General features: G+C 45.4%; 20 protein-coding genes. 8 read left to right on the forward strand and 12 right to left on the reverse strand.

The features are described 5' to 3' along the window. Positions 1-9 precede the first annotated feature (9 nt). From ACFFJH_RS17070 to clpS, 3 genes are all read right to left on the reverse strand, one after another. Positions 10-1,275 carry a dicarboxylate/amino acid:cation symporter gene (locus ACFFJH_RS17070; RefSeq protein ID WP_390214148.1) on the reverse strand — a complete coding sequence of 422 codons (1,266 nt, stop codon included), beginning with the start codon at positions 1,273-1,275 and terminating at the stop codon, positions 10-12. Positions 1,276-1,632: 357 nt separating this feature from the next. Beyond that, positions 1,633-3,933, reverse strand: a complete 2,301-nt coding sequence (gene clpA, locus ACFFJH_RS17075) for an ATP-dependent Clp protease ATP-binding subunit ClpA (protein ID WP_390214149.1) — start codon at positions 3,931-3,933, stop codon at positions 1,633-1,635. Further along, positions 3,930-4,238, reverse strand: a complete 309-nt coding sequence (gene clpS, locus ACFFJH_RS17080) for an ATP-dependent Clp protease adapter ClpS (RefSeq protein WP_390214150.1) — start codon at positions 4,236-4,238, stop codon at positions 3,930-3,932. The genes clpA and clpS overlap by 4 nt, the downstream gene beginning before the upstream one ends. A 460-nt stretch (positions 4,239-4,698) precedes the next feature. On the opposite strand from clpS, the gene ACFFJH_RS17085 reads away from it, so the two are divergent. Next, positions 4,699-4,902, forward strand: coding sequence for a cold-shock protein (locus ACFFJH_RS17085; protein WP_162021162.1), 204 nt, complete (start codon positions 4,699-4,701; stop codon positions 4,900-4,902). A gap of 136 nt (positions 4,903-5,038) precedes the next feature. Here the strand turns inward: ACFFJH_RS17085 and ACFFJH_RS17090 are convergent, their stop codons facing one another. Then, on the reverse strand, positions 5,039-5,293 hold the full coding sequence (locus ACFFJH_RS17090) for a hypothetical protein (RefSeq protein WP_390214151.1): 255 nt from the start codon (positions 5,291-5,293) through the stop codon (positions 5,039-5,041). 540 nt (positions 5,294-5,833) lie between these two features. Next, positions 5,834-7,087, reverse strand: a complete 1,254-nt coding sequence (gene icd / locus ACFFJH_RS17095) for an NADP-dependent isocitrate dehydrogenase (protein WP_390214152.1) — start codon at positions 7,085-7,087, stop codon at positions 5,834-5,836. A 256-nt stretch (positions 7,088-7,343) separates the two neighbouring features. Here icd and ACFFJH_RS17100 point away from each other — a divergent pair, with 256 nt between their 5' ends. Together ACFFJH_RS17100 and ACFFJH_RS17105 are read left to right on the forward strand one after the other, a co-directional pair. Beyond that, a complete protein-coding gene (locus tag ACFFJH_RS17100) occupies positions 7,344-7,889 on the forward strand; it encodes a pseudouridine synthase (protein WP_390214153.1) in 546 nt (181 codons plus the stop codon). Positions 7,890-8,093: 204 nt separating this feature from the next. After that, positions 8,094-8,435 carry a DUF192 domain-containing protein gene (locus ACFFJH_RS17105; RefSeq protein ID WP_390214154.1) on the forward strand — a complete coding sequence of 114 codons (342 nt, stop codon included), beginning with the start codon at positions 8,094-8,096 and terminating at the stop codon, positions 8,433-8,435. A 163-nt stretch (positions 8,436-8,598) separates the two neighbouring features. On the opposite strand, the gene rpsT is transcribed toward ACFFJH_RS17105, so the two are convergent. Further along, positions 8,599-8,862 (reverse strand): 30S ribosomal protein S20, encoded by a 264-nt coding sequence (rpsT, locus tag ACFFJH_RS17110; RefSeq protein WP_189344715.1) that lies wholly within the window; start codon positions 8,860-8,862, stop codon positions 8,599-8,601. 266 nt (positions 8,863-9,128) lie between these two features. Between rpsT and ACFFJH_RS17115 the strand changes: the two genes are divergently transcribed. The 4 genes from ACFFJH_RS17115 (at position 9,129) to parC (ending at position 15,678) form a co-directional block, all read left to right on the forward strand. Further along, entirely contained in the window at positions 9,129-9,746 is a 618-nt protein-coding gene (locus tag ACFFJH_RS17115) for a GNAT family N-acetyltransferase (RefSeq protein ID WP_390214155.1), read from the forward strand. A gap of 9 nt (positions 9,747-9,755) precedes the next feature. Then, a complete protein-coding gene (locus ACFFJH_RS17120; RefSeq protein ID WP_390214156.1) occupies positions 9,756-10,925 on the forward strand; it encodes a vWA domain-containing protein in 1,170 nt (389 codons plus the stop codon). 201 nt (positions 10,926-11,126) lie between these two features. Next, the gene (locus ACFFJH_RS17125) at positions 11,127-13,118 is read left to right on the forward strand and encodes a DNA topoisomerase IV subunit B (RefSeq protein WP_390214157.1); all 1,992 of its coding nucleotides are present in this window, start codon (positions 11,127-11,129) and stop codon (positions 13,116-13,118) included. Positions 13,119-13,350: 232 nt separating this feature from the next. Next, positions 13,351-15,678 carry a DNA topoisomerase IV subunit A gene (parC, locus tag ACFFJH_RS17130; RefSeq protein WP_390214158.1) on the forward strand — a complete coding sequence of 776 codons (2,328 nt, stop codon included), beginning with the start codon at positions 13,351-13,353 and terminating at the stop codon, positions 15,676-15,678. A 179-nt stretch (positions 15,679-15,857) separates the two neighbouring features. Here the strand turns inward: parC and ACFFJH_RS17135 are convergent, their stop codons facing one another. From ACFFJH_RS17135 to hutU, 6 genes are all read right to left on the reverse strand, one after another. Further along, positions 15,858-17,531, reverse strand: coding sequence for a diguanylate cyclase (locus ACFFJH_RS17135; protein WP_390214159.1), 1,674 nt, complete (start codon positions 17,529-17,531; stop codon positions 15,858-15,860). Beyond that, positions 17,532-17,924 carry a response regulator gene (locus ACFFJH_RS17140; protein ID WP_390214160.1) on the reverse strand — a complete coding sequence of 131 codons (393 nt, stop codon included), beginning with the start codon at positions 17,922-17,924 and terminating at the stop codon, positions 17,532-17,534. It abuts the gene before it with no gap. A 225-nt stretch (positions 17,925-18,149) separates the two neighbouring features. Further along, the gene (hutI, locus tag ACFFJH_RS17145; protein WP_390214161.1) at positions 18,150-19,376 is read right to left on the reverse strand and encodes an imidazolonepropionase; all 1,227 of its coding nucleotides are present in this window, start codon (positions 19,374-19,376) and stop codon (positions 18,150-18,152) included. Continuing rightward, positions 19,363-19,995: a HutD/Ves family protein gene (locus tag ACFFJH_RS17150; protein ID WP_390214162.1), complete on the reverse strand. Its 633-nt coding sequence runs from the start codon at positions 19,993-19,995 to the stop codon at positions 19,363-19,365. The genes hutI and ACFFJH_RS17150 overlap by 14 nt, the downstream gene beginning before the upstream one ends. 132 nt (positions 19,996-20,127) lie before the next feature. Beyond that, positions 20,128-21,669, reverse strand: a complete 1,542-nt coding sequence (gene hutH, locus ACFFJH_RS17155) for a histidine ammonia-lyase (protein ID WP_390214163.1) — start codon at positions 21,667-21,669, stop codon at positions 20,128-20,130. 203 nt (positions 21,670-21,872) lie between these two features. Further along, positions 21,873-23,564 carry a urocanate hydratase gene (gene hutU, locus ACFFJH_RS17160; protein WP_390214164.1) on the reverse strand — a complete coding sequence of 564 codons (1,692 nt, stop codon included), beginning with the start codon at positions 23,562-23,564 and terminating at the stop codon, positions 21,873-21,875. Positions 23,565-23,750: 186 nt separating this feature from the next. Between hutU and hutC the strand changes: the two genes are divergently transcribed. Continuing rightward, positions 23,751-24,461 carry a histidine utilization repressor gene (hutC, locus tag ACFFJH_RS17165; RefSeq protein ID WP_390214165.1) on the forward strand — a complete coding sequence of 237 codons (711 nt, stop codon included), beginning with the start codon at positions 23,751-23,753 and terminating at the stop codon, positions 24,459-24,461. The last annotated feature ends 19 nt before the right edge of the window (positions 24,462-24,480 follow it).

Below are 24,480 nucleotides of genomic sequence, written 5' to 3' on the forward strand. Positions count from 1 at the left end.
TATTGAAGCCTATTCGGGTAATTTTTGATTGGCTAAATCGCCTTCTACATGCTCGCCCAACTCACCTTCCCACTTGGAAACAACAGCGGTAGCTAGACCATTACCAATGACATTAGTGGCGGAGCGCGCCATATCTAAGAAATGATCAACACCTAACAACAGCAATAAACCAGCTTCAGGGATATTAAATTGCGCCAAGGTCGCTGCAATCACCACCAAAGACGCACGCGGCACACCCGCCATGCCTTTAGACGTGAACATCAAAACTATCATCATCGTGATCTGTGTTCCCAATGACAGCTCTATGCCATAGGCTTGTGCAATAAACACGGTAGCAAAGGTGCAATACATCATAGAACCATCAAGGTTAAATGAGTAACCCAAAGGCAAAACAAATGATGCGATACGGTTCTTTACACCGAAACGCTCTAAACCTTCTAGTGTTTTAGGGAAAGCTGCTTCAGACGAAGCCGTCGAAAACGCGAGAATAGTTGGCATGCGCAATTCGCGCAACAAGCCCAATACACGTTTTTTCAAGAATAGGAAGCCGATAAATATCAGAACTAACCATAAGATCAAAATTGAGAAGTAGAATTCCGCCATGAAGACACCATAAGTACCCAAGACAGCTAAGCCATTTTTAGCAACTACTCCAGATACCGCAGCAAACACAGCGATAGGCGCAAAATACATCACGTAACCTGTCACTTTCAACATGATGTGCGCAACGCCATCAATCGCGTCAACTACGACTTTACTACGTTCGCCAACAGCTGCAGCTGCAATACCAAAAAAAACTGAGAAAAAGACAATTTGCAAAATCTCATTTCTTGCCATTCCGTCGACTATGGATGTAGGTATTAAATGCGTAATAAACCCTAACCAGCTTAAGCTCGTAGTTGCAATCCCTGGCACAATCGCATCGCTAGCTGGTAACAAAGCATGCATCGCGTCACCTGGACGGAAGATATTGACCATAACCAAACCTAAGGTCAAAGAAATCAAAGACGCCATAATGAACCAACCCACGGCCTTGCCACCAATTCGTCCTACTTCATTCACATTGCCCATTTTGGCGATACCGACCACCAAAGTAGAAAAGACCAATGGCGCGATAATCATTTTGATCAAGCGCAAAAACATTGTGGTAATCAAAGACATTATGTCGGCAAAGTCACCTGGTTTCGCTGTATTGGCATTGACGAAATAGCCAACAACGATCCCGAGTATCAATCCGAGAATGATGTAAGTAGTAAGATTGAGGCGTTTTTTCATGTTTTACACATCCCTTTTATTAATTTTCGACTTCATCTAATAAGTAGATCGCCGTACTCATCGTACGTCTACTCGATACAAAAATAAGTCCAGCATCTTAAGCTCAGCAAGGACATTAGCCAAAATTGTCGATCGCTTATACAAACAGGCCAAGAAAAATGGTGGCTCAGTATACTGGAGGAAGGTGTTAGCGACCACTTTTATTCAAACTAGGCGTAAGAAAATTTTCATTTTTAGTGCAAAAATGTAAAATCCTTTGAAAAGAATAGAACCCATCGACGATGGCAACTGACCTCGTTCTTACGAAAAAAAACCCAGACCAGAGTCTGGGTTTTTAAAAAATACTGGAAGAAAAATCTATTCGACCTCGACCACTTCTTGCGATGCGACTGGTGGTGGCGCATCACCTTCTGAAAATTCTAGTTTAATCTGATCTTTTTCATCCAGATCAACACCAACACGCCCACCACTCACCAAGCGCCCAAACAAGAGCTCATCGGCCAAGGCTTTGCGTATCATGTCTTGAATCAAACGAGCCATAGGACGAGCACCCATCAATGGATCAAAGCCTTTTTTCGCCAAGAATTTACGCAGATTTTCACTGAAAGTCGCTTCTACTTTCTTCTCATGCAATTGCTCTTCTAATTGCATCAAGAATTTATCGACAACGCGCAAAATAATTTCTTCATCCAAGGAACGGAAGCTGATAATCGAATCCAAACGATTGCGGAATTCTGGCGTAAACATACGCTTGATGTCGGCCATTTCGTCACCCGCTTGCTTACTATTGCTAAAGCCTATCGAGGCTTTTTGCAAACTTTCAGCGCCTGCATTGGTCGTCATGATAATGATCACATTACGGAAATCCGCTTTACGTCCATTGTTGTCCGTCAAGGTACCGTGATCCATCACCTGCAACAAAATATTAAACACATCAGGATGGGCTTTTTCAATTTCATCCAGTAACAAGACAGCGTGCGGCTTCTTGGTAATCGCTTCCGTCAATAAACCACCTTGATCAAATCCAACATAACCTGGTGGCGCGCCAATCAAGCGACTGACGGCGTGACGTTCCATGTACTCAGACATATCGAAGCGAATCAGCTCAATACCCAAAGTGAAAGCAAGCTGCTTTGCGACTTCGGTTTTACCAACGCCTGTCGGGCCAGAGAACAAGAATGAACCAATTGGCTTATCGGTTTTACCCAAGCCAGCGCGTGACATCTTAATCGCAGCCGCCAAAGCTTCAATCGCAGGATCTTGACCAAACACCACATTTTTCAAATCACGATCAATAGTCTGAAGCTTACTGCGGTCATCTTGATTCACTGTTTGTGGTGGAATGCGTGCAATCTTAGAAATAATGTCTTCGATATCTGCCTTGCCTATGGTTTTCTTCTGCTTAGACTTTGGCAAAATTCTTTGTGCGGCACCCGCTTCATCAATCACATCGATTGCTTTATCAGGTAAGTGTCTATCATTTAAGAAACGTGCCGACAATTCAGCCGCAGTCGTCAACGCAGCAGCAGAATATTTGACATTATGATGTTCTTCAAATTTTGACTTCAATCCGCGCAAGATTTGTACTGTTTGCTCTATCGTTGGTTCATTCACATCGACTTTCTGGAAACGACGTGCGAGCGCATGATCTTTTTCAAATACCCCACGATACTCGGTGTAAGTTGTCGCACCTATGCATTTTAATTGGCCATTGGACAAAGCTGGCTTCAATAAATTTGATGCATCCATAGTCCCGCCGGAGGCAGAACCAGCACCAATAATGGTATGAATTTCATCAATGAATAGGATCGCATCTGGTGCATCTTTTAATTGCTTTAAAACGCCTTTCAAACGCAATTCAAAATCACCACGATACTTCGTACCAGCGAGTAATGCACCCATATCGAGCGAATACACCACCGCCTGACTCAAAATATCTGGCACGTCATTTTGCGTAATGCGCCATGCTAGTCCTTCTGCAATCGCGGTCTTACCGACACCGGCCTCACCTACTAACAGAGGATTATTTTTACGACGGCGGCACAAGATTTGAATCACACGTTCAACCTCGCTATCGCGTCCGATCAAAGGATCGATCTTACCTTCTGCCGCGGCTTTATTTAAGTTTTGAGTAAATTGCTCTAGTGGATTTTCTTTAGCTTGTGCATCAGCTTGCGCATCCTCTGCTCCCTCGGGAGATTTCTGCGGTTCATTGTGACTATCTTTACGCACACCATGCGAAATAAAGTTCACCACATCGAGGCGTGTCACGCCTTGTTGATGCAGGTAATACACGGCATGGGAATCTTTTTCACCAAAGATCGCGACCAGCACGTTTGCACCAGTTACTTCTTTCTTACCATTCGATGCCGACTGCACATGCATGATGGCACGTTGAATCACGCGTTGAAAACCCAGAGTCGGTTGCGTATCAACCTCACCTGTACCTTGCACGGTAGGCGTATTGTCGGAAATAAAATTAGACAAGGTCTTACGCAAGTCTTCAATATTGACGGCACAGGCGCGCATCACTTCGGCCGCAGATGGATTATCTAGCAGAGCCAACAGTAAATGTTCTACAGTGATGAACTCGTAACGAGCTTGCCGTGCCTCCACAAAGGCCATATGCAAACTGACTTCTAATTCTTGCGCAATCATACTTCCTCCATCACACATTGCAGCGGATGACCCGCATGCTTAGCGTGTGTTAAAACCAGCTCAACTTTTGTCAATGCGACATCTTTCGTATATACACCGCAAACCCCACGCCCTTCGACATGTACTTTCAACATAATCTGCATCGCGGTTTCTCTATCCTTACTAAAGTATTCTTGAATGACCGCAACGACAAATTCCATAGGCGTGTAGTCATCGTTCAGAAGTACCACTTGATACATCGAAGGCGGCTTTAATTTCTGCGCCTGTTTTTCGAGTACCGTACTATTTTCATGCTTTATTCCCATACGTCTATTCTAGTACGTTGATCGTGGTCGAAGTCAAAAATTAGACAAATAAAAGTGCGTCTATTCATTGTAAAGCGCTTACGTAATTCTTGCTGAAGCTTGAATCTATTTTTGAGACAATTCATGAGACAACTAATGAGTCTATTTAATCAATGCAATTTAACCAAGAAAACTGTCAGCTTAAAATCTAGAAATGCTTTATAGGTTTGTCACTACTTTCGTAGATGGAGATCATTTTCCGCAGATCAAGAGCAATACTTTTCACGTAAAAAAACAACAATACTACATAGACAAGCTAATTTTCTTGACTTTACTTTTTTTTCCGCCAAGAATGATATTTATTGATATCTAACTTGAGTTTTTATTATCAATATGAAGTGGGCAGGTTAAGAAAGGTAGCTTTATTGAGTTTTCTTGCTTTTTCGGCTCGTGTGATTAGTTTATATTTGAAAGATGTATTATGGCAACAGGTACCGTAAAATGGTTCAATGACTCCAAGGGCTTTGGTTTTATCACTCCTGATGATGGCGGTGAAGATTTGTTCGCCCACTTCTCCGCGATCCAAATGAATGGCTTCAAGACTTTGAAAGAAGGTCAAAAAGTAACATTCGAAGTGACTCAGGGTCCAAAAGGCAAGCAAGCTTCTAACATCCAAAATCCTTAATCCGATTTTGTAATGTTAAGAAAAAACCCGCTGCGGCGGGTTTTTTTATGGGTGTAAGTCTTGTCTCAGTGAGCTAAAAATGTAAAGTATCCACACAATGCCGACTTTTAATAAACCTAAAACAACATCAAGTAGCTCACTTTTTGCTAATCAAATCTCGAAACCAATTAGAGAGTATTTCAGGATTTTCTATGCATGCAGGGCTTTCTCCCTTTATTGCTCCATAAGCGAATACCACGCTGCAAACACAAAGGCTAACAAGTACTTCTGTATATTTTACCCTCACTTCACGATCCCATAAAAATACTGCAAACAACGTTAAGAAAGCCGTCGCTAGTATTCCCGCAGTGACACGAAAAATAGGAGACAATTGGTATTTTGATTTACTCATTTTTTACAACCAATATTGGTTAAAATTTAATACTACTTGAAACGTACAAAAAAAAACAACGACCTAAAGAAATAGCGGAAATTCGTGCTCTATTAAATTTATTTGTTAGCGGCCACGTTACAAATTAACTTCTTGCATGTGCACGCGCAGATTGCAAAACTGCATTCACGCCACATTACTGGCGATAGCCATAAATACCTAGGGTCGAAATCAATCAGGCTCTACATTGAAATCTCAAATATAGAGGCTCCGTCATATCGGACCTGATCCAGTATCCAAGTTCTAAATGACTTCGTGCCTTTAAAATAGATACTGGATCAAGTCTGGCATGACGCCAAAAGTAAAATTTCGCCCACAGTTTCAAACGCAAAAAAGCCGACAAAAGTCGGCTTTTTAAGTAAAACACTCAGCTTCTTTTAAGCTTCGGAAAATTCAATTATCGGGATGCAGATCGAGGCGCAAAGCACAGCAATACCAAGGTATTGCGAGCATTTGCAACGAAGATATGCGCCCGAGAATTGGATTTAACGACGCTTAAAATTACATGTTTTCGATCATTACATCACCAAAGCCTGAGCAAGATACCTGCGTAGCACCTTCCATCAAGCGCGCGAAGTCGTAGGTTACTTTCTTAGAAGTGATCGCTTTTTCTGTTGAAGAAATCAACAAATCAGCGGCTTCGAACCAGCCCATGTGACGCAACATCATTTCTGCGGACAAGATCAAGGAACCTGGATTCACGTAATCTTTACCAGCGTATTTTGGTGCTGTACCGTGTGTTGCTTCGAACATCGCGATAGAGTCAGACAAGTTCGCACCTGGAGCGATACCGATACCACCCACTTGTGCTGCCAAAGCATCGGAGATATAGTCGCCGTTCAAGTTCAATGTAGCGATAACGCTGTATTCTGCTGGACGCAACAAGATTTGCTGCAAGAATGCGTCAGCGATGGAATCCTTAACGATAATTTCTTTACCCGTTTTTGGATTCTTGAATTTGCACCATGGGCCGCCGTCGATCAATTCTGCACCGAATTCTTTTTGTGCCAATGCGTATGCCCAATCACGGAAGCCACCTTCGGTGTACTTCATGATGTTACCTTTGTGAACGATCGTCACAGATGGTTTGTCATTGTCGATTGCGTATTGGATCGCTTTGCGTACCAAACGCTCTGTACCTTCGATAGAAACAGGTTTCACGCCGATACCAGATGTTTCTGGGAAGCGGATTTTCTTAACGCCCATTTCTTCTTGCAAGAACTTGATCAATTTCTTCACTTGATCAGAGCCTTGAGCAAATTCAACACCTGCATAGATATCTTCAGAGTTTTCACGGAAGATGACCATGTCCGTTTTTTCTGGTTCACGTACTGGAGATGGCACGCCTTTGAAATAACGTACTGGACGTAAACAAACGTAGAGATCCAACTCTTGACGCAATGCCACGTTCAAAGAACGGATACCGCCACCCACTGGTGTTGTCAAAGGGCCTTTGATGGAGACAACGTAGTCTTTCAATGCTGCCAAAGTTTCTTCTGGCAACCATACGTCTGGACCATACACTTTAGTGGATTTTTCACCTGCAAAAATTTCCATCCAGCTGATTTTGCGCTTGCCACCGTACGCTTTTGCCACGGCTGCATCAACCACTTTGATCATGACTGGGCTGATATCAACACCAGTACCGTCGCCTTCGATATAAGGAATAATTGGATTTTCTGGAACATTCAATGAGAAGTCAGCATTGACGGTAATTTTTTGACCTTCTGCAGGTACTTTAATATGTTGATACATCGTTTTCTCCGTGGATACGTGCGATCAAGCGCTACACTACACTTTGCGAATATAGAATCACGCTTTGCTGTTAACATGTCTCTATGTCGTATATAAATGATTTTTCTGATGCAAACAAACCAAAAATCAAACTCTTATATAAGACAGAAGACCACCATTTCGTATTATGCACTACTATTTTACTTGATGCCATAATTTTGCGACACTCGCAAAACCGCTTTTGGCGTGCATTTTTGCCGTTTTACCGATTAGATCAATGAAACTTATCTTATTTAACAAACCGTTTGACGTAATGTGTCAATTTTCACCACACCCGACACGTGCAACTCTAGCGAACTACATCAAAACCCCAAACATCTATCCCGCTGGGCGACTCGATGCCGATAGCGAGGGTTTAATCTTATTAACAGACGACGGCAAACTACAACATAAGATTAGCCACCCCAACTGGAAAGAGGCCAAAACCTATCTAGTTCAGGTTGAGGGCAACGCTAACTCAGAGCAACTCACTCGTCTAGCAAACCCACTCGACTTGGGCGATTTCATCACACTACCCTGCAAAGCAGTAAAAATTGCGGAGCCAGAATGGATTTGGCCGCGCACACCGCCTATTCGGGAGCGAACTAACATTCCTACTAGCTGGCTCTGCATCGTCTTATCAGAAGGAAAAAATCGTCAAGTTAGGCGTATGACCGCCGCGGTAGGATTGCCCACTTTACGTCTAATTCGTAGTGGCATAGGCGATTACAATCTCGCGACACATCCATTGCTACCTGGCGAAACGATGGAAATTTCCTCATAAGATTGTATCGGCGAGAAAATAAAGTGAACGAATTTCAAAACTAATAGTCAGACTGTAAGTCATTTTTACCATGCAATCACACTACTCATGCACAGCCACCTCTTTACCAAATTACTGGTTTTAACTTGCACTACAATCTGCGCCCCAATCGCAATCGCCACAGAACCAAGTTCAAAACGTCAGCAATTTCAAATTGGGACACACATGGTCGATGCCGAGCTAGCACTTACTGCTGAAGCGCGTCAACGCGGCTTAATGTTTAGAGAGTCACTGGCTGAAAATCAAGGAATGATGTTCCAGTTTGCGCATGCAGACCATTACTGCATGTGGATGAAAAACACCTTAATTCCACTATCAATTGCATTCATTGATGAACAAGGCAAAATCATTAACATCGAAGAAATGAAGGCCCATAGCGAGGAAACCACCTGCGCAAAAAACAAGGCGCGCTACGCTTTAGAGATGAACACGGGGTGGTATCAGCAGCGGCAGATCAAAGCTGGACAGTATATTCAAGGCTTACCACTAGATAGCAACCAACAGTAGCATCAAGAAAACGATTAATTTCCAGAAAAATACGCGCTTAATGCTTCAGAAAAGACAAAAACCGCAATAAAAATTGCGGTTTTTTATTTGATAAGGTAGCTACAAAGTAGCTTGCCTATCTCTTACTTTATTGCACCAACAGATCAGTGCAAATCAAAAACAATTAAGCCAATGCTTTCAAAGCGGAAGCTAAACGGCTCTTATGACGAGCTGCCTTGTTTTTGTGAATGATTTTTTTGTCAGCAATGCTATCGATCTTAGAAACAGAGTTCTGAAAGATCACTGCAGCAGCAGCTTTATCACCCGCTTCAATTGCCTTACGCACAGCTTTGATAGCTGTACGCAATGCAGAACGTTGACTAGAGTTGTGTGCATTTTGTTTAACTGCTTGACGAGCACGTTTGCGTGCTTGTGCGGTATTTGCCATGAGATTTCCTAAACGTGGTCAACGCGACGGGTTCAAGATGTGAATTTAATTACCCACATGGCCGCGCCGCAAAATTCTGTACAGCTTTGCAGTATAACGTGTTTTAAAACCATGTGCAAGCCGCTTCATGCTTTTACTGATGAAAACTGTGGCTGTGCTGCAAAATTCGCAATAAAACCGATGCAATCCACCAATGATACGTGCAGCTTGAGGCATTACAATAGCCGCATCTCCTAGCCTCCCCCCCTATCACTTTAGGAAGCACTATGTCGACTCACAGTAAGGAATTAACTGGCCAATTTGCTGCACTGATGCCGCTGCAACGCGAGCATTTGAGCGGACTCGCTGCCGCAGCCAATGATGGAAAACTTTGGGAGTTATTCTTTACCTCGGTTCCAGCACCAGCGACGATGACGAGTTGGTTTGATAAAGCAATGGAGCAGCAAGAACAAGGTTTAGCTATTCCTTTCACAGTCTTTGATCAATCACGCCAGAACATCCTCGGTTCTACTCGCTACTGCAACATTGATCGTGCAAATAAACGTTTGGAAATCGGTTACACCTGGTATGCCTTATCCTACCAACGCAGTCCGATTAACACTGAATGTAAGCTTTTGCTATTAACCCACGCGTTTGAGGTACTCGACTGCAATGCAGTTGAATTTCGAACTGACTGGTTTAATCAGCGTTCGCAACAAGCCATCGAACGCTTGGGAGCAAAGCGCGATGGCGTACTCCGTAGCCACATGATCTTGCCCGATGGACGTGTACGCGATACGGTGGTGTACAGCATACTGAAACACGAATGGCCTGGCGTAAAAGCTAACCTACAATTTAAACTTTCCCGAGATCCATCTCGCTCTACCAATCTTTCAACATCATAGGCAAACAGCGTGTTAATTGATTTTTTCTTCATTTTAAAAGACGCCAAAATCCCGGTATCGATCAAAGAGTTTTTGACCTTACTGGAAGCTATGCAACAAGGCATAGTTGGTACCTCAATCGACGAATTCTATTTTTTGTCGCGCACCATGCTGGTGAAAGACGAAGCCAATTACGACAAGTTTGATCGCGCTTTTGGTTTGTATTTCAAAGGCATACAAACGATATTCGAAAAGCACCCTGAAATTCCTTTGGATTGGTTAAAAAAGCGACTCCAACGTGAGCTCACGGATGAACAACGCGCCGCCTTAGAAAAATTTGGCTACGACAAATTAATGGATAGGCTCAAGCAATTACTCGAAGAGCAAAAAGAGCGACACGAAGGCGGCAATCGCTGGATAGGCACGGGTGGCACTTCGCCTTTCGGCAATGGTGGCGACAACCCTGAAGGCATCCGCATAGGCGGCAAAAGCGAACGTCGTTCCGCAGTCAAGGTCTGGGAGGCGCGCGCGTTCAAAGATTACGACACCGAGCGTGAACTCGGCACCCGCAATATCAAAGTCGCACTGCGTCGCCTGCGCAAGTTTGCCAGACAAGGTGCGGAGGAAGAATTAGCCTTAGATGCAACGATCAAAGCGACCGCCAATAATGCGGGCTACCTCGATATCAAAATGCAGCCAGAACGCAAAAACAATATCAAAGTACTCATGTTATTCGACGTGGGCGGAACCATGGATGATCACATCGCACAGATTGAAGAGCTATTTTCCGCGGCAAAAACAGAATTCAAAAATATGGAGTTCTACTATTTCCATAATTGCGTGTACGACTATTTATGGAAGAACAATCATCGACGCCATTCCGAAAAATTTGCTACTTGGGATGTCTTACGTAAACACACGCCGGATACCAAGTTGATTTTTGTCGGCGATGCCACCATGAGTCCCTATGAGATTTTGCAGGCAGGCGGCTCGGTAGAATATAACAATGAAGAAGCCGGTGCGGTTTGGATACAACGATTTACCGCACACTTCCCCAAGTATTTATGGCTCAATCCCGAACCAGAAGGAATTTGGCAATATCGCCAATCTATCGACATCATGCGTAAATTACTTAGCAATCGGATGTTCCCGATTACTTTGTCAGGTTTGGAACAAGGAATGCGTCTATTGAGTAAATAATTAGCTCTTACCCTTGAGGCATTTATCTTTTCCCACGCAAATAAAAATTTAACTGTACATAAAACCAGTATTTCCCTTTACAATAATTCGTCAAATTGGCGGTTTTCCGTGTAGGATAAAAAAAGAAGAGCGTCGCTCGAGTTCGGGCGAAAGCAAATAAACAAGCCAATAAATTAATAAACTTCTCACCCATTTCATCGCATGGCAACTAAAAAAACCACAACTCCATCCGACTACAGCGAATCATCCATCCGCGTCCTGAAAGGACTGGAACCGGTCAAACAAAGACCTGGGATGTACACCCGCACCGAGAACCCGCTGCATATTATCCAAGAAGTCATCGACAATGCCTCTGACGAAGCTTTAGGTGGTCATTGCAAAAACATCCAAGTCACCCTGAACACAGATGGCAGTATCAGTGTAGAAGACGATGGACGCGGCATTCCTGTCGGTTTGCATCCTGAAGAAGGCGTCCCTACAGTCGAAATCGTCTTCACTCGTTTGCATGCAGGCGGTAAATTCGACAAAGGTTCAGGCGGTGCGTATGCTTTCTCTGGCGGTTTGCACGGAGTAGGCGTATCTGTCACCAATGCGCTTTCTAAACGCTTAGAAATTACCGTATGGCGCGAAGGTGGATTACACAATCTCGTCTTTGCAGACGGTGAAGTCATTCAGCCATTAAGTACCCAGCCATTAGGGCGTGGCGATAAGAAAAACGGTACACGCGTCTCAGTCTGGCCAGATGGAAAATATTTTGATTCACCGAATATATCCATCCCCGAAATGCAACGTTTATTGCGTTCGAAAGCCGTGCTGCTGCCAGGTGTCAAAGTTACCTTCACCAATGCAAAAACCGGCGAAAGTCAAACCTGGCAATACGATCAAGGCTTGCGCGGTTATTTGACCGAAGCACTAACACAAGCCTCGCACGGCGAGCTTGTCATTCCCATGTTTGAAGGCGAACAATTTGCCAATGCCGACGCCGATGGCTTTGCCGAAGGCGAAGGCGCATCATGGGTGGTCGCGTGGACGGAAGATGGCGGTGTCGTACGCGAATCCTATGTCAACTTAATTCCAACGCCGGCTGGCGGCACCCATGAATCTGGCTTACGCGAAGGTTTATTCGGTGCGGTAAAAAGCTTCGCCGAAATGCATTCCTTATTACCGAAAGGCGTCAAACTTTTACCAGAAGACGTTTTCGCCCGCGCCTCCTTTGTGCTGTCTGCAAAAGTATTAGATCCACAATTCCAAGGGCAAATTAAAGAGCGTTTAAATTCACGCGATGCGGTGCGCTTAGTTTCAAGCTTCGCCAAACCGCCTTTAGAATTGTGGCTCAATTCGCACGTAGAACTCGGCAAGAAATTGGCTGAACTAGTGATCAAACAAGCGCAATCGCGCTTACGTTCGCTGCAAAAAGTCGAGAAGAAAAAATCGTCTGGCGTCGCCGTTTTGCCAGGCAAGTTAACGGATTGCGAATCGAACGACATCACTCGCAATGAATTGTTTTTAGTCGAAGGGGATTCCGCTGGTGGCTCAGCCAAAATGGGCCGCGATAAGGAATTTCAAGCGATTCTGCCATTGCGCGGTAAAGTGTTGAACTCGTGGGAATCTGAACGTGATCGTCTGTTCGCTAACAATGAGATTCATGATATCGCCGTCGCGATTGGTGTCGATCCACACAGCATCAATGACAATATAGATCTGAGCAATCTACGTTACGGCAAGATCTGCATACTCTCTGATGCGGACGTGGACGGTTCGCATATTCAAGTCTTGTTGTTGACGCTGTTCTTCAAACACTTTCCACAGCTGATTGCACGCGGTCATATTTGCATCGCTCGCCCTCCTCTATTCCGTGTTGACGCGCCGGCGCGCGGCAAGAAACCTGCGCAGAAAATTTATGCACTGGATCAAGGTGAACTCACCGCGATCGAAGACAAGCTGCGCAAAGACGGCGTCAAAGATGGTGCTTGGGCGATTTCTCGCTTTAAAGGTTTGGGCGAGATGAATGCCAACCAATTGTGGGAAACAACAATGAATCCTGATACACGTCGTTTACTGCCAGTTTCCTTGGGCGAGTTCGATCAAGAATTTTCTGAAGGCCGCTTCAATATGCTGATGGGCAAAGGAGAAGCGTCGGCACGTAAGGCTTGGCTGGAAGAGCATGGGAATGAGGTAGAGGCCGACATCTAGCTTGTGGACTTCTAAAACCGCATACTTGGGCGAATTGCGGCGTTGCTTGTCCTCGCAATACTCCAGTATTGCTGCAGAATTTTACACAAGCGGCGCCTTGCACTTCATCCCAACTAAGCAGTTTTAGAAGCCCCCAAGTTTCAGTGAAAACATAAAATGGCAAAATCCGCCATGCGGTAACAAAAAGCCAAAAAACGCGGGTTGCACCCGCCCAAAATTAGATTGTAAGAATATGAGCGAACAAGCAAATTTATTTGATGAAGCCCCTGACAATAACGGTGGCAATGGTGGAGATGGTGAGACACTGACGCTAGCGACTTTCGCTGAACGCGCTTACCTCGACTACGCGATTTCTGTCGTCAAAGGCCGTGCCTTACCTGACGTTAGCGACGGACAAAAACCGGTACAACGCCGCATCCTGTATTCAATGAATGAATTGGGATTGAACTCAACGGCTAAACCACGTAAATCGGCAACTGTAGTCGGTGATGTACTCGGTAAGCTTCATCCACACGGTGATCAATCGGTGTACGACGCGATGGTACGGATGGCACAAGATTTTTCCTTGCGCTACCCTTTGATTGACGGTCAAGGTAACTTCGGTTCACGCGATGGTGATGGCGCAGCGGCGATGCGGTATACCGAAGCGCGTTTAACCCCAATCTCCAAATTATTGCTCGATGAAATTGATCTTGGCACCGTTGATTTCCAGCCCAACTACGATGGTTCTTATGAAGAACCGACCCTGCTTCCAGGACGTTTGCCATTTGTTCTATTGAATGGTGCTTCCGGTATTGCAGTCGGTATGGCGACTGAAATTCCTTCGCACAATTTGACCGAAGTCGCAAAAGCAGCAGTTGCTTTAATTCGCAATCCGAAAACAACCCATGCAGAATTGATGGAATTAATCCCCGGCCCGGATTTTCCGGGTGGCGGTCAAATCATTACGCCAGCAGCAGCGATTAGTGAAATCTATTCCAGCGGTCGTGGCAGTGTCAAAGTACGCGCACGTTGGAAGATAGAGGAACTGGCGCGGGGTCAATGGCAAGCCGTCATCACTGAACTGCCACCAGGTACATCTTCACAGAAAGTCTTGGAAGAAATCGAAGAAATTACCAATCCGAAAATCAAGATCGGTAAAAAATCGCTGTCGCCAGAGCAAGTCAGCTTGAAGCAAGTGATGTTATCGGTACTCGACGCGGTACGCGATGAATCAGGCAAGGATGCTGCCGTACGCTTGGTCTTGGAGCCCAAATCCAAGAATCAAGATCAAGCTGAATTCATGCAGATGTTATTAGCACACACATCGCTCGAAACCTCTGCTTCGCTGAACTTGGTGATGATTGGTGGCGATGGTCGCCCACGTCAAAAATCTTTAACCGACATTTTGACCGAATGGATTAGCTTCCGCTTTGAGACAGTTACGCGCCGTACCCAATTTAAGCTGAAAAAAGTTAACGACCGTATCCATATTTTGGAAGGCCGTGAAGCGGTATTGTTGAACATCGACAAAGTCATTAAGATCATACGCGAATCGGATGAACCTAAGCCTGCTTTGATCGAAGCTTTCCGTTTATCCGATCGTCAAGCGGAAGACATTTTAGAGATCCGCTTGCGTCAATTGGCGCGCTTAGAAGCGATCAAAATTCAACAAGAGTTAGCAGAATTACGCAACGAAAAGACTAATTTGCAAAACCTCTTAGATGATCCTTCGGCGATGAAGAAATGCATCATCAAAGAGATCGAAGCTGATGCCAAACAGTATGGCGATGCACGTCGTACGGTGATCGAAGAAGCGCAACGTGCCTCGGTTGAACAGAAAGTCATTGACGAGCCTGTCACCGTAGTGATTTCTGAAAAAGGCTGGGTCAGAGCGCGTACTGGACATGACCACGACCCGGCGCAATTTAGCTTTAAAGCAGGCGATAGTTTATATGGCACCTTTGAATGCCGCACGGTCGATCACATGCTGGTGTTCGGCTCGAATGGCCGCGTCTATTCAGTAGCCGTTTCCGCACTACCGGGCGCTCGTGGTGACGGCGTACCAGTCACCACCTTAATTGACTTAGCAACTGGCACACGCATCCTCCACTATTTCGCTGGCAAAGCTGAAACACCACTCTTATTGGCATCAAGCGCAGGTTACGGTTTTACCGCCAAACTCGGTGACATGGTTGGCCGTATGAAAGCCGGTAAAGCCTTCATGACATTGGACGATGGCGACGAGCCATTAGCACCAAGCGCTGTCGCTGAAGACGCTAGCGCCATCGCTTGCTTGTCAGAAAAAGGACGCTTACTGGTATTTGGCTTAAATGAAATCAAGCAATTATCCAGCGGTGGACGCGGAGTGATTTTGATGGAATTGGAACCAAAGGAAAAACTGCTCGCAGCGACTGCGATCAGCCAAAAAGGCGTCAAGGTCAGCGGCATAGGACGCGCCGCAAAACCACAAGAAGTCAGTTTGAGCGCTAGCGGACTCGCGATTCATATAGGCAAACGCGCACGCAAAGGCAAGGCCCTAGAGTCTAAAATTAAAGCGACGCACCTAACAAAAAACTAGGTCATTTCAGCGAATAAAAAAACCATGCTCATACCTCATATCGGCATGGTTTTTTTATTGAGAATCTACATTCATCGTAAATTTATCACGCATTTATCATACATTTATCGCTCATTAATCCTTACAGACCTGTACATATAGAAACTTAAAAAATACAGGACAGAGCAACAGCACATCACTCATTGAACGCCTAATACCACCTGATTCTTGCCGGCGTGCTTGGCACGATATAAAGCAGCATCGGCGATCACCAATAAATCATCAGGATTCGTTGTTTGACGTGAATCGGCTACCCCGGCGGAAAAACCGACAGAGAACTCTGCCTGCTCTGCTACATGCAAAATTTTATTAAACGCGATACGAATTTTTTCTAATACTAAACGAGCCACTTCTGCTGTCGTGTTCGGAAAAATCACCACGAATTCCTCGCCGCCATAACGCCCTACCACATCACTTTTTCGCAGACGTTGACGCAGTAAGTGAGATAAAGTGCGCAATACTTGATCGCCAATCTGATGCCCATAAGTGTCATTCACTTTTTTAAAGTTATCTAAGTCCAACATCGCAACCGAAACGCTGGTGACATCTCGGCTGGCACTGGACATTTTTGCGATCAGATCTTCTTTAATGGCGGTGTGGTTATACAAACCAGTTAAACCGTCGCGCATCACCAAGGAGCGCAAAGCGCGATAACGTTCGGCACGCGAAGATAGTGATGAAATCCATAGTTCGGGTTCAATCGGTTTATTCAAGAAATCATCCGCGCCCACTTTCACCGCAGCAATTTGTTTTTCCAAATCATTTTCGCTCGATAAAAATATAATCGGAATATCAAGATAAGATGGATCTTGACGTATGACTTTAGATAACTCTACACCGTCACAATTAGGCATATACACGTCCATCAGTATCAGCTCAGGACGGAAACTAGCCATCTGTTCCAAGACTAATTCAGGATCATTGAGTACTTCTGTAATCATACCGGCACGTTTCAATATTTCGCTGTAATACTGAGCTAACTCTGTATCGTCATCAATAATCATAATCCGATATCGGCGCGGATAATTGTGAGCTAATATTTCTTCTATGCGCTCAGTTAGCACCAAAATATCTACCGGCTTAAGTAAAAACGCTTGACCTCCAGCACGCACAGCGTGCAATCTACTATCAAAGCTATTGGTGTCAGAAATAAAAATAGTGGGTGGTAATGCGTATCCAGTCATGCGTAAGCGCATTACTTCATTGGTTCCTGCAAGATGCACGGAATCAAAATCAGTATCAATGATCAAGACCGCTGGAATTTGTTTTTGTAAGGCGGTTTCTAAATCCTGCAAGCAGGAAAAGGACTCAACAAAAAAAGTAAATTGTTCTAGCTGTTGAGTGATTTCATGCTTAACTTCTTCTGAGGCATCAACCAAATAAACTATTTTTTTTACTGGTGGTGCCATTGAGACAGCAGAGATGTCTTGCTCAGCATTGAAGTCAGACGTACCTGCAATTGATGAGGATGTCTCTACCGCTCTCTGTCTCGCAACAGTAAGATAATTTCTGACCTGATCACAAAATGCGTCACGCGCGCTTTGACTCCAAACTTCGCCCGCAACATAATTTTTTAGTTGCGTCTCCAAAATACGCGCTTGTTCACCCATCTCAGGAAAGCCAAAAGTACCTGCCGATCCTGCCATAGTATGCAATGAGCGATGCAACAGCGAGAAATTTTCCCTATCCTCGGGCGTGCTCTGAAAACGCTGAATAGCGGTTTCAATTTCTAAAAATTTAGCGGGTAATTTTGCGAGGAATAATTGACCTAAAGCTCGAATAGCCTCATTCAAATCCTCATCTTTGGTCGGCAATTAATTCACCTTATCCCACAGTGCCTGAACTTGAGCTGAGAGCGCCATAGGATCAAAAGGTTTGGCGATCACACCGATGGCACCCAAAGTAAAGTAATAATCTTGCTCACTCGATTGGACTTTGGCAGTCATGAAAATGACAGGCGTTTGTGCTGTCAGCGGCAATTGACGCAACTGAGCCAAAGTTGTTGGGCCATCCATATTCGGCATCATAACGTCGAGTAATAATAAGTCTGGCTTGTAAGCTTGTTCAATCACAGCAATCGCTTCAGCACCAGAGCTACAGGTTTTCAGAGAAAAACCACCGACAACCTCCAAAGCAATTTGTGCCACGGCCTGAATATCAAGATCGTCCTCTACATACAGAATGTTGACTAATTTTTTTTCTGACATAAAAAATCCTCTGAACGCAGGCACTAGATAAATGGCTAATTGGGAACAATACAATCAAACTCAGCTAAACCGAGATTTAGCTTACTTTACATGATATCCCTAGCCAGAATGTTGTCAAAGTAAATTCACTCAGTCGTCGAAATTTTCCAACAAGAAATATTTTATCTAACCCTCAGTAGCTAATCTATAACAAATCATCCCTCGTTACAGGCCGCATTTAGTGAGTTAAAGCGTTCTCACAATACCATTATGTACACTAGTTACACATGGATTAACACCTATCATGTAAGCCAAATCTGCAGGACGCTCTATTTTCCAAAGTGCAAAATCGGCTTGTTTACCGCGCTGCAAGCTACCAATCTTTTGCTGTAATCCTAATGCTTGTGCGGCATGAATTGTCAAACCTTGCAACGCTTCCAATGGTGTCATGCGAAACAAGGTACAAGCCATATTCATCGTCAGCAATGGCGACGTCATCGGTGACGTTCCCGGATTACAATCCGTCGCCAAGGCAATCGGCACATTCGCGGCGCGTAATGCGGCGATCGGTGGATACTTGGTCTCACGTAAATAGTAGAAAGCACCAGGCAATAAGACTGCAACGGTGCCATGTGACTTCATAGCTGCGATGCCAGCGTCGCTTAAGTATTCAAGATGGTCTGCAGATAGACCTTGGTATCGCGCTGTCAATGTCGCACCACCTTGATCTGAGAGCTGCTCTGCATGCAATTTAACTGGTAAGTTATACTTTTTCGCAGCTTGAAAAACCCGCTCGGTTTGCGCTGGGGTAAAGCCTATCTTTTCGCAAAAAACATCGACCGCATCTGCCAAGCCTTCAGCCACAATTGCTGGCAACATGCGCTGACACACCTCATCAATGTAATCATCAGCGCGACCAGCAAATTCGGGCGGCAAGGCATGTGCGCCTAAGAAAGTCGTGGTAACCGTCACAGGTAAATCACGCTGAATCTGGCGTGCAACACGCAATATCTTTGCCTCGGTTTCGGTATCAAGTCCGTAGCCGGATTTAATTTCTAGTGTGGTGACACCTTCACGCAAACTACTGAGCACGCGCGGCAAACAGGCTTGCATCAATTCTTGTTCCGTTGCAGCACGCGTTGCTTTAACGGTAGAGACGATGCCCCCGCCTTGCCGTGCAATTTCTTCATACGCTACGCCATTTAAGCGTGCTTCAAACTCATTGCTACGATTGCCCGCGTACACTATATGCGTATGGCAATCGATCAAGCCTGGCGTTAACCAACAGCCTTGGCCATCGTGCCGTACCTTTACCGTGTAATCTGTCGGCAAATCCTGTGCTGCACCTATCCAAGCGATCTTGCCATCTTTCACGGCAATCGCAGCATCACGAATGATGCCGTAATCAAGCGCAGCATCCATCGTGGCAAGATGCACGTTAAGCCATAAGCTATCCCAATTAGCTGACTGCATGAAGACCTCCATGTTGCGCTGGATAATTCAAAAAACTAATTCGCATGACATACAAAAGACTGGCTTCTTCAGCTTCGATATGACAACGTACGCCACTGGCTTCATGCTCTTCTTCGAGCAGCACCAACTCGCCCGCTTCCAAGCTTGTCTGATTCAATAATTGCGCACGACCTTTTTCGCAGAATACCAAAACCTGCTGTGCATCCTCCGCATGGATCAAATGCTGGCCCGCACTCAAGCGTTGCATATAGTGCTGGCAAACATCGCGTCGCGTCATCAAATTCAAATCGACTACGGTGCCATCGATCAATTCTGCAAAAATATTATCCTCACCAAAAAAACGATGCGGCAAACTTTCTTGCGTCAGACTAGTCATCTTCTCCGCTACGCTACCTGTATCGGTTTTCAATACCAAACCAGCTCCCGTCAAAATCGCCAAGCTACGATCAATTTGTGCGAAATGAGAAAACGGCCCATCTTGCGCCACTGTCGCCGTACTTAATCGCCAAACAAAGTGATCCATTCCCGCTCCTTCTGGAAAGATCGCTAATTCAGTGGTACTGCCGCCACCGTTTTTCCACGGCATCGTACGGTAATCTTTTGCGGTCCATTTACGCATGCTTATTCTCAAAATGATGAAGGTTCAAATCAAATTCAAAAGCAAGCCGCAGAAACACAGAAATCGCGGAGTTTTTTAAAGATTTCTCTGCGATCTCTGCACCTCTGCGGCAAAAAAAACTACTATGACAGCTTAAGCCAAATACAAATGCGAATACAAGTCGGCACATTGTGCGCTCAATGCACCTTCAACCACTAACGACTTGGCTGCTTCAATATCTGGAGCGAAGAAACGATCTTTGTCATAGAACGCCACTTTAGAACGCAACAATTGATGCACCACGGTCAGTTTATCTGAAGTTTTTAAGGGTTGATGGAAATCCACGCCCTGTGCTGCGGCTAATAATTCAATGCCGACTATCGTTGCGGTGTTATGTGCCATCTCATGCAAGCGACGACCTGCATATGTTGCCATACTGACGTGATCTTCTTGATTCGCAGAGGTTGGAATGGTGTCGACACTAGCTGGATGCGCATGCGATTTATTTTCCGATGCCAATGCGGCAGCTGTCACGTGGGCGATCATAAAGCCAGAATTCAAGCCTGAAGATGGTACCAAGAATGGTGGCAAGCCAGAGATCGATGCATCGATCAACAAAGCAATACGACGTTCAGAAATCGAACCGATTTCGGCAATTGCCAAAGCCAAAGTATCGGCTGCAAAAGCGACTGGCTCGGCGTGGAAATTGCCACCGGAAATTACCTCATTGGTATCCACAAACACTAATGGATTATCGGTTACCGCATTAGCTTCTGTCAGCAAAGTACGTGCTGCATTATTGATGATGTCTAAACACGCGCCCATCACTTGTGGCTGACAACGTAAGCAGTAAGGATCTTGTACCCGTTCATCGTTCACCAAATGGGATTGACGAATTTCACTGCCATTCAACAAAGTACGATAAATATTTGCAGTCGCGATTTGACCAGGCTGACCACGCACAGCATGAATACGTGGATCAAATGGCGCATCGCTGCCTTTCGCCGCATCGACAGACAAAGCACCTGTAATCGTTGCTGCTTCTAATAAACGCTCAGCGAGGAATAAGCCATTCAATGCGAGAGCCGTCGACACTTGCGTACCATTGATCAGCGCCAAACCTTCTTTCGCCGCTAAAACAACTGGCGTAATTCCCGCTTTCGCTAACGCCTCTTTGGCATCAACCATCTTGCCATCAACTCGCACTTGTCCTTCGCCCATGATCGCTAAAGTCATGTGCGATAAAGGTGCTAAGTCGCCTGATGCGCCGACTGAACCTTTAACTGGGATCGCAGGCATAATGCCTGCATTGTAGGCAGCAATCATGGTATCAATCACAGAGGCGCGAATACCTGAAAAGCCACGCGCCAGACTCGCAATCTTCATCGCAATAATCAAACGCACCACTTCGTCAGCAATCAGTTCACCAGAACCAACTGAGTGCGACAAGATCAAATTCTTTTGCAGCAATTCCAAGTCTTCATCTGGAATACGCGTTTTCGCCAATTTACCAAAACCGGTATTGATACCGTAAGCTGCATCACCTTTGGCGACGATACGGTCGATGGTCGCAGAGGATTCATTGATAGCCGCATAAGCAGACTCTGCTAAGGCTAACTTAAAAGGCTTTTGCCAGATCGCGCGCAAGTCTGCGAGTTTGAATTGACCTGGTTGTATGGTGAATGTTGTGCTCATATTTTTGTCCTTTATCTTGTCATTCTTTTCGCCGCAATGGCATAGAGTTTTTTTGTTTGTCACTCCTGCGTAGGCAGGAGTCCAGTGTCTCCAATTGCGCCACCGAAGTCGCTGGATTCCCGCCTACGCGGGAATGACACCAACAAGCCACTCTGTGTGCTCTGTGGCTCTGCGGCAAAAAGCAAATTACTTCAATTATTTAATTATTTAATCATGGGCAATTGCAAGCCATTACGCTTAGCACATGCCACAGCTAGTTCATATCCTGCATCGGCATGACGCATCACGCCTGAACCGCAATCGTTGACCAAGACGCGCGCTAAACGTTTTGCAGCTGCGTCTGTACCGTCCGCCACAATCACCATGCCGGAATGCTGTGAGTAACCCATACCCACACCGCCACCATGATGCAAAGAAACCCAGCTTGCGCCACCTGCGGTGTTCAACAAGGCATTCAGCAAAGGCCAATCCGATACTGCATCGGTACCATCTTTCATACTTTCGGTTTCACGATTCGGACTAGCAACAGAACCCGTATCCAAATGATCACGACCGATGACGATCGGTGCTTTCAGTTCACCGTTTTTCACCATCTCATTAAATGCTAAACCAGCGATGTGGCGCTCGCCCAAACCTAACCAGCAAATACGCGCCGGCAAACCTTGGAAGGCAATACGCTCACCCGCCATATCCAACCATTTATGCACGCCTTTATTTTCTGGAAATAATTCTTTGATCTTAGCATCGGTTTTACGAATGTCTTCAGGATCGCCCGACAACGCTACCCAACGGAATGGACCTTTGCCATCACAGAACAAAGGACGAATATATGCAGGTACAAAACCTGGGAAGTCGAATGCGTTTTTGACGCCCGTATCAAAGGCGACCTGACGGATATTATTGCCGTAATCCACCGTTGGAATACCCATCGCATGAAAATCCAACATCGCTTGCACGTGCACCGCACAAGCTTGCGCCGCATCCGCTGTTAATTTCGCGTGTTGACTCGCATCTTGCTGTGCGGCCTTCCATTGTTCCACGCTCCAACCGATGGGCAAATAGCCATTAATCAAATCGTGGGCGGAAGTTTGGTCAGTAACCAGATCAGGCTTGATACCACCCGCTTTCGCGCGCTTTACCAACTCTGGCAAAATTTCCGCAGCGTTACCTAACAAAGCAATCGAAATCGCATCTTTACGTGCGGTGTGATATTTAATCAGTTCGATAGCGTCGTCGATGTCTTTTGCTTGTTTATCGACATAGCGTGTGCGGAGACGGAAATCGATACTCGATTGCTGGCATTCGATATTTAAAGAAACGGCACCGGCAAATGTCGCTGCCAAAGGTTGTGCGCCACCCATGCCGCCCAAGCCTGCGGTTAAAATCCAACGACCGCCCCACTCGCCGCCGAAATGCTGACGACCTGCTTCAGCGAAAGTCTCGTAAGTCCCTTGCACGATGCCTTGGGTCCCAATGTAAATCCAGCTACCCGCGGTCATCTGACCATACATGAACAAGCCTTTGCGGTCGAGTTCATTGAAGTGTTCCCAATTGGCCCACTTCGGCACCAGATTAGAATTAGCGATCAAGACGCGTGGTGAATCTTCCGTGGTTTTGAAAATACCGACCGGCTTACCCGATTGAATCAACAAGGTTTCGTCTTCGCCCAAGTCTTTCAAGCTCGCCAAAATCTGGTCATAGCATTCCCAGTTGCGTGCCGCGCGACCAATGCCGCCGTACACGACCAAGTGCTTAGGATTTTCTGCGACTTCTTTATCGAGATTATTTTGAATCATGCGGTAAGCCGCTTCGGCTACCCAAGTCTTACAGACTTTTTCAGCGCCGCGTGGTGCGCGGATTTCACGACTTGCATCCCAGCGTGGATCATTATTCATAGCCATCTCCTCAAGATTTAAAGAGTAAAAGAATCAAAACGTAGGACTCAGTTTAAGTTGTATATACAACTTTTGCAAGCGACTTTTTTTGATTCTGTGAGAAAATATAGAAAATTTGCATTTGTTCAATAGACTCAATAAGCCTAATAAGCCCAATAAGTCTTCTCTCCCAAGTCTGCATCCAACATGACAACTTCACTTTCGACCACGCCTGTTTTTCAAACGATTAAGGATTACTTACTGAGAGAAATACAAAAAGGCACATGGAAAGAAGGAGATGCCATTCCCTCTGAGGCCGCCTTAGCACAGCAATTTAATGTGTCAAGAATGACGGTCAATCGAGCCGTCAGAGAGTTGACCACAGAGCAAATTTTGAATCGTATTCAAGGCTCGGGGACCTACGTCGCACAGCAAAAATATCAAGCGACCTTAGTCGCTATTAAAAGTATCGCCGAAGAAATCCGCTCGCGTGGACACGAGCATCGTAGCGAACTTCACGAATTAGTAGAGGTCGAGGCCAACGAACAATTAGCGCAACAATTTCAAGTCCAACCTGGACATGCGTTGTTTCACTCAGTCATCGTACATTTCGAAAATGATATCGCGATTCAAGTAGAAGATCGCTGGGTCAACTCAATTCTGGCGCAAGACTATTTAACACAAGATTTTGCCACCAAAACACCGAATGAATATCTCATGGCGGTCGCCCCCTTACAAGGCGTGGACTACAGTATAGAAGCCGTGATACCACCCAAAACTATCGCGGACATGTTGCAAATATCCAGCAAAGAAAGCTGCCTAGTTTTACATAGAAAAACCCGCTCCCAAAATCAAATTGCGACGATCGTGACGATGTGGCATCCGGGTAATCGCTATCAATTTACGGGCAGTTTCTAGAACTACATTTTTACGTGAG

The organism is Affinundibacterium danionis (assembly GCF_042432465.1).
GTDB lineage: Bacteria > Pseudomonadota > Gammaproteobacteria > Burkholderiales > Burkholderiaceae_D > Undibacterium > Undibacterium danionis.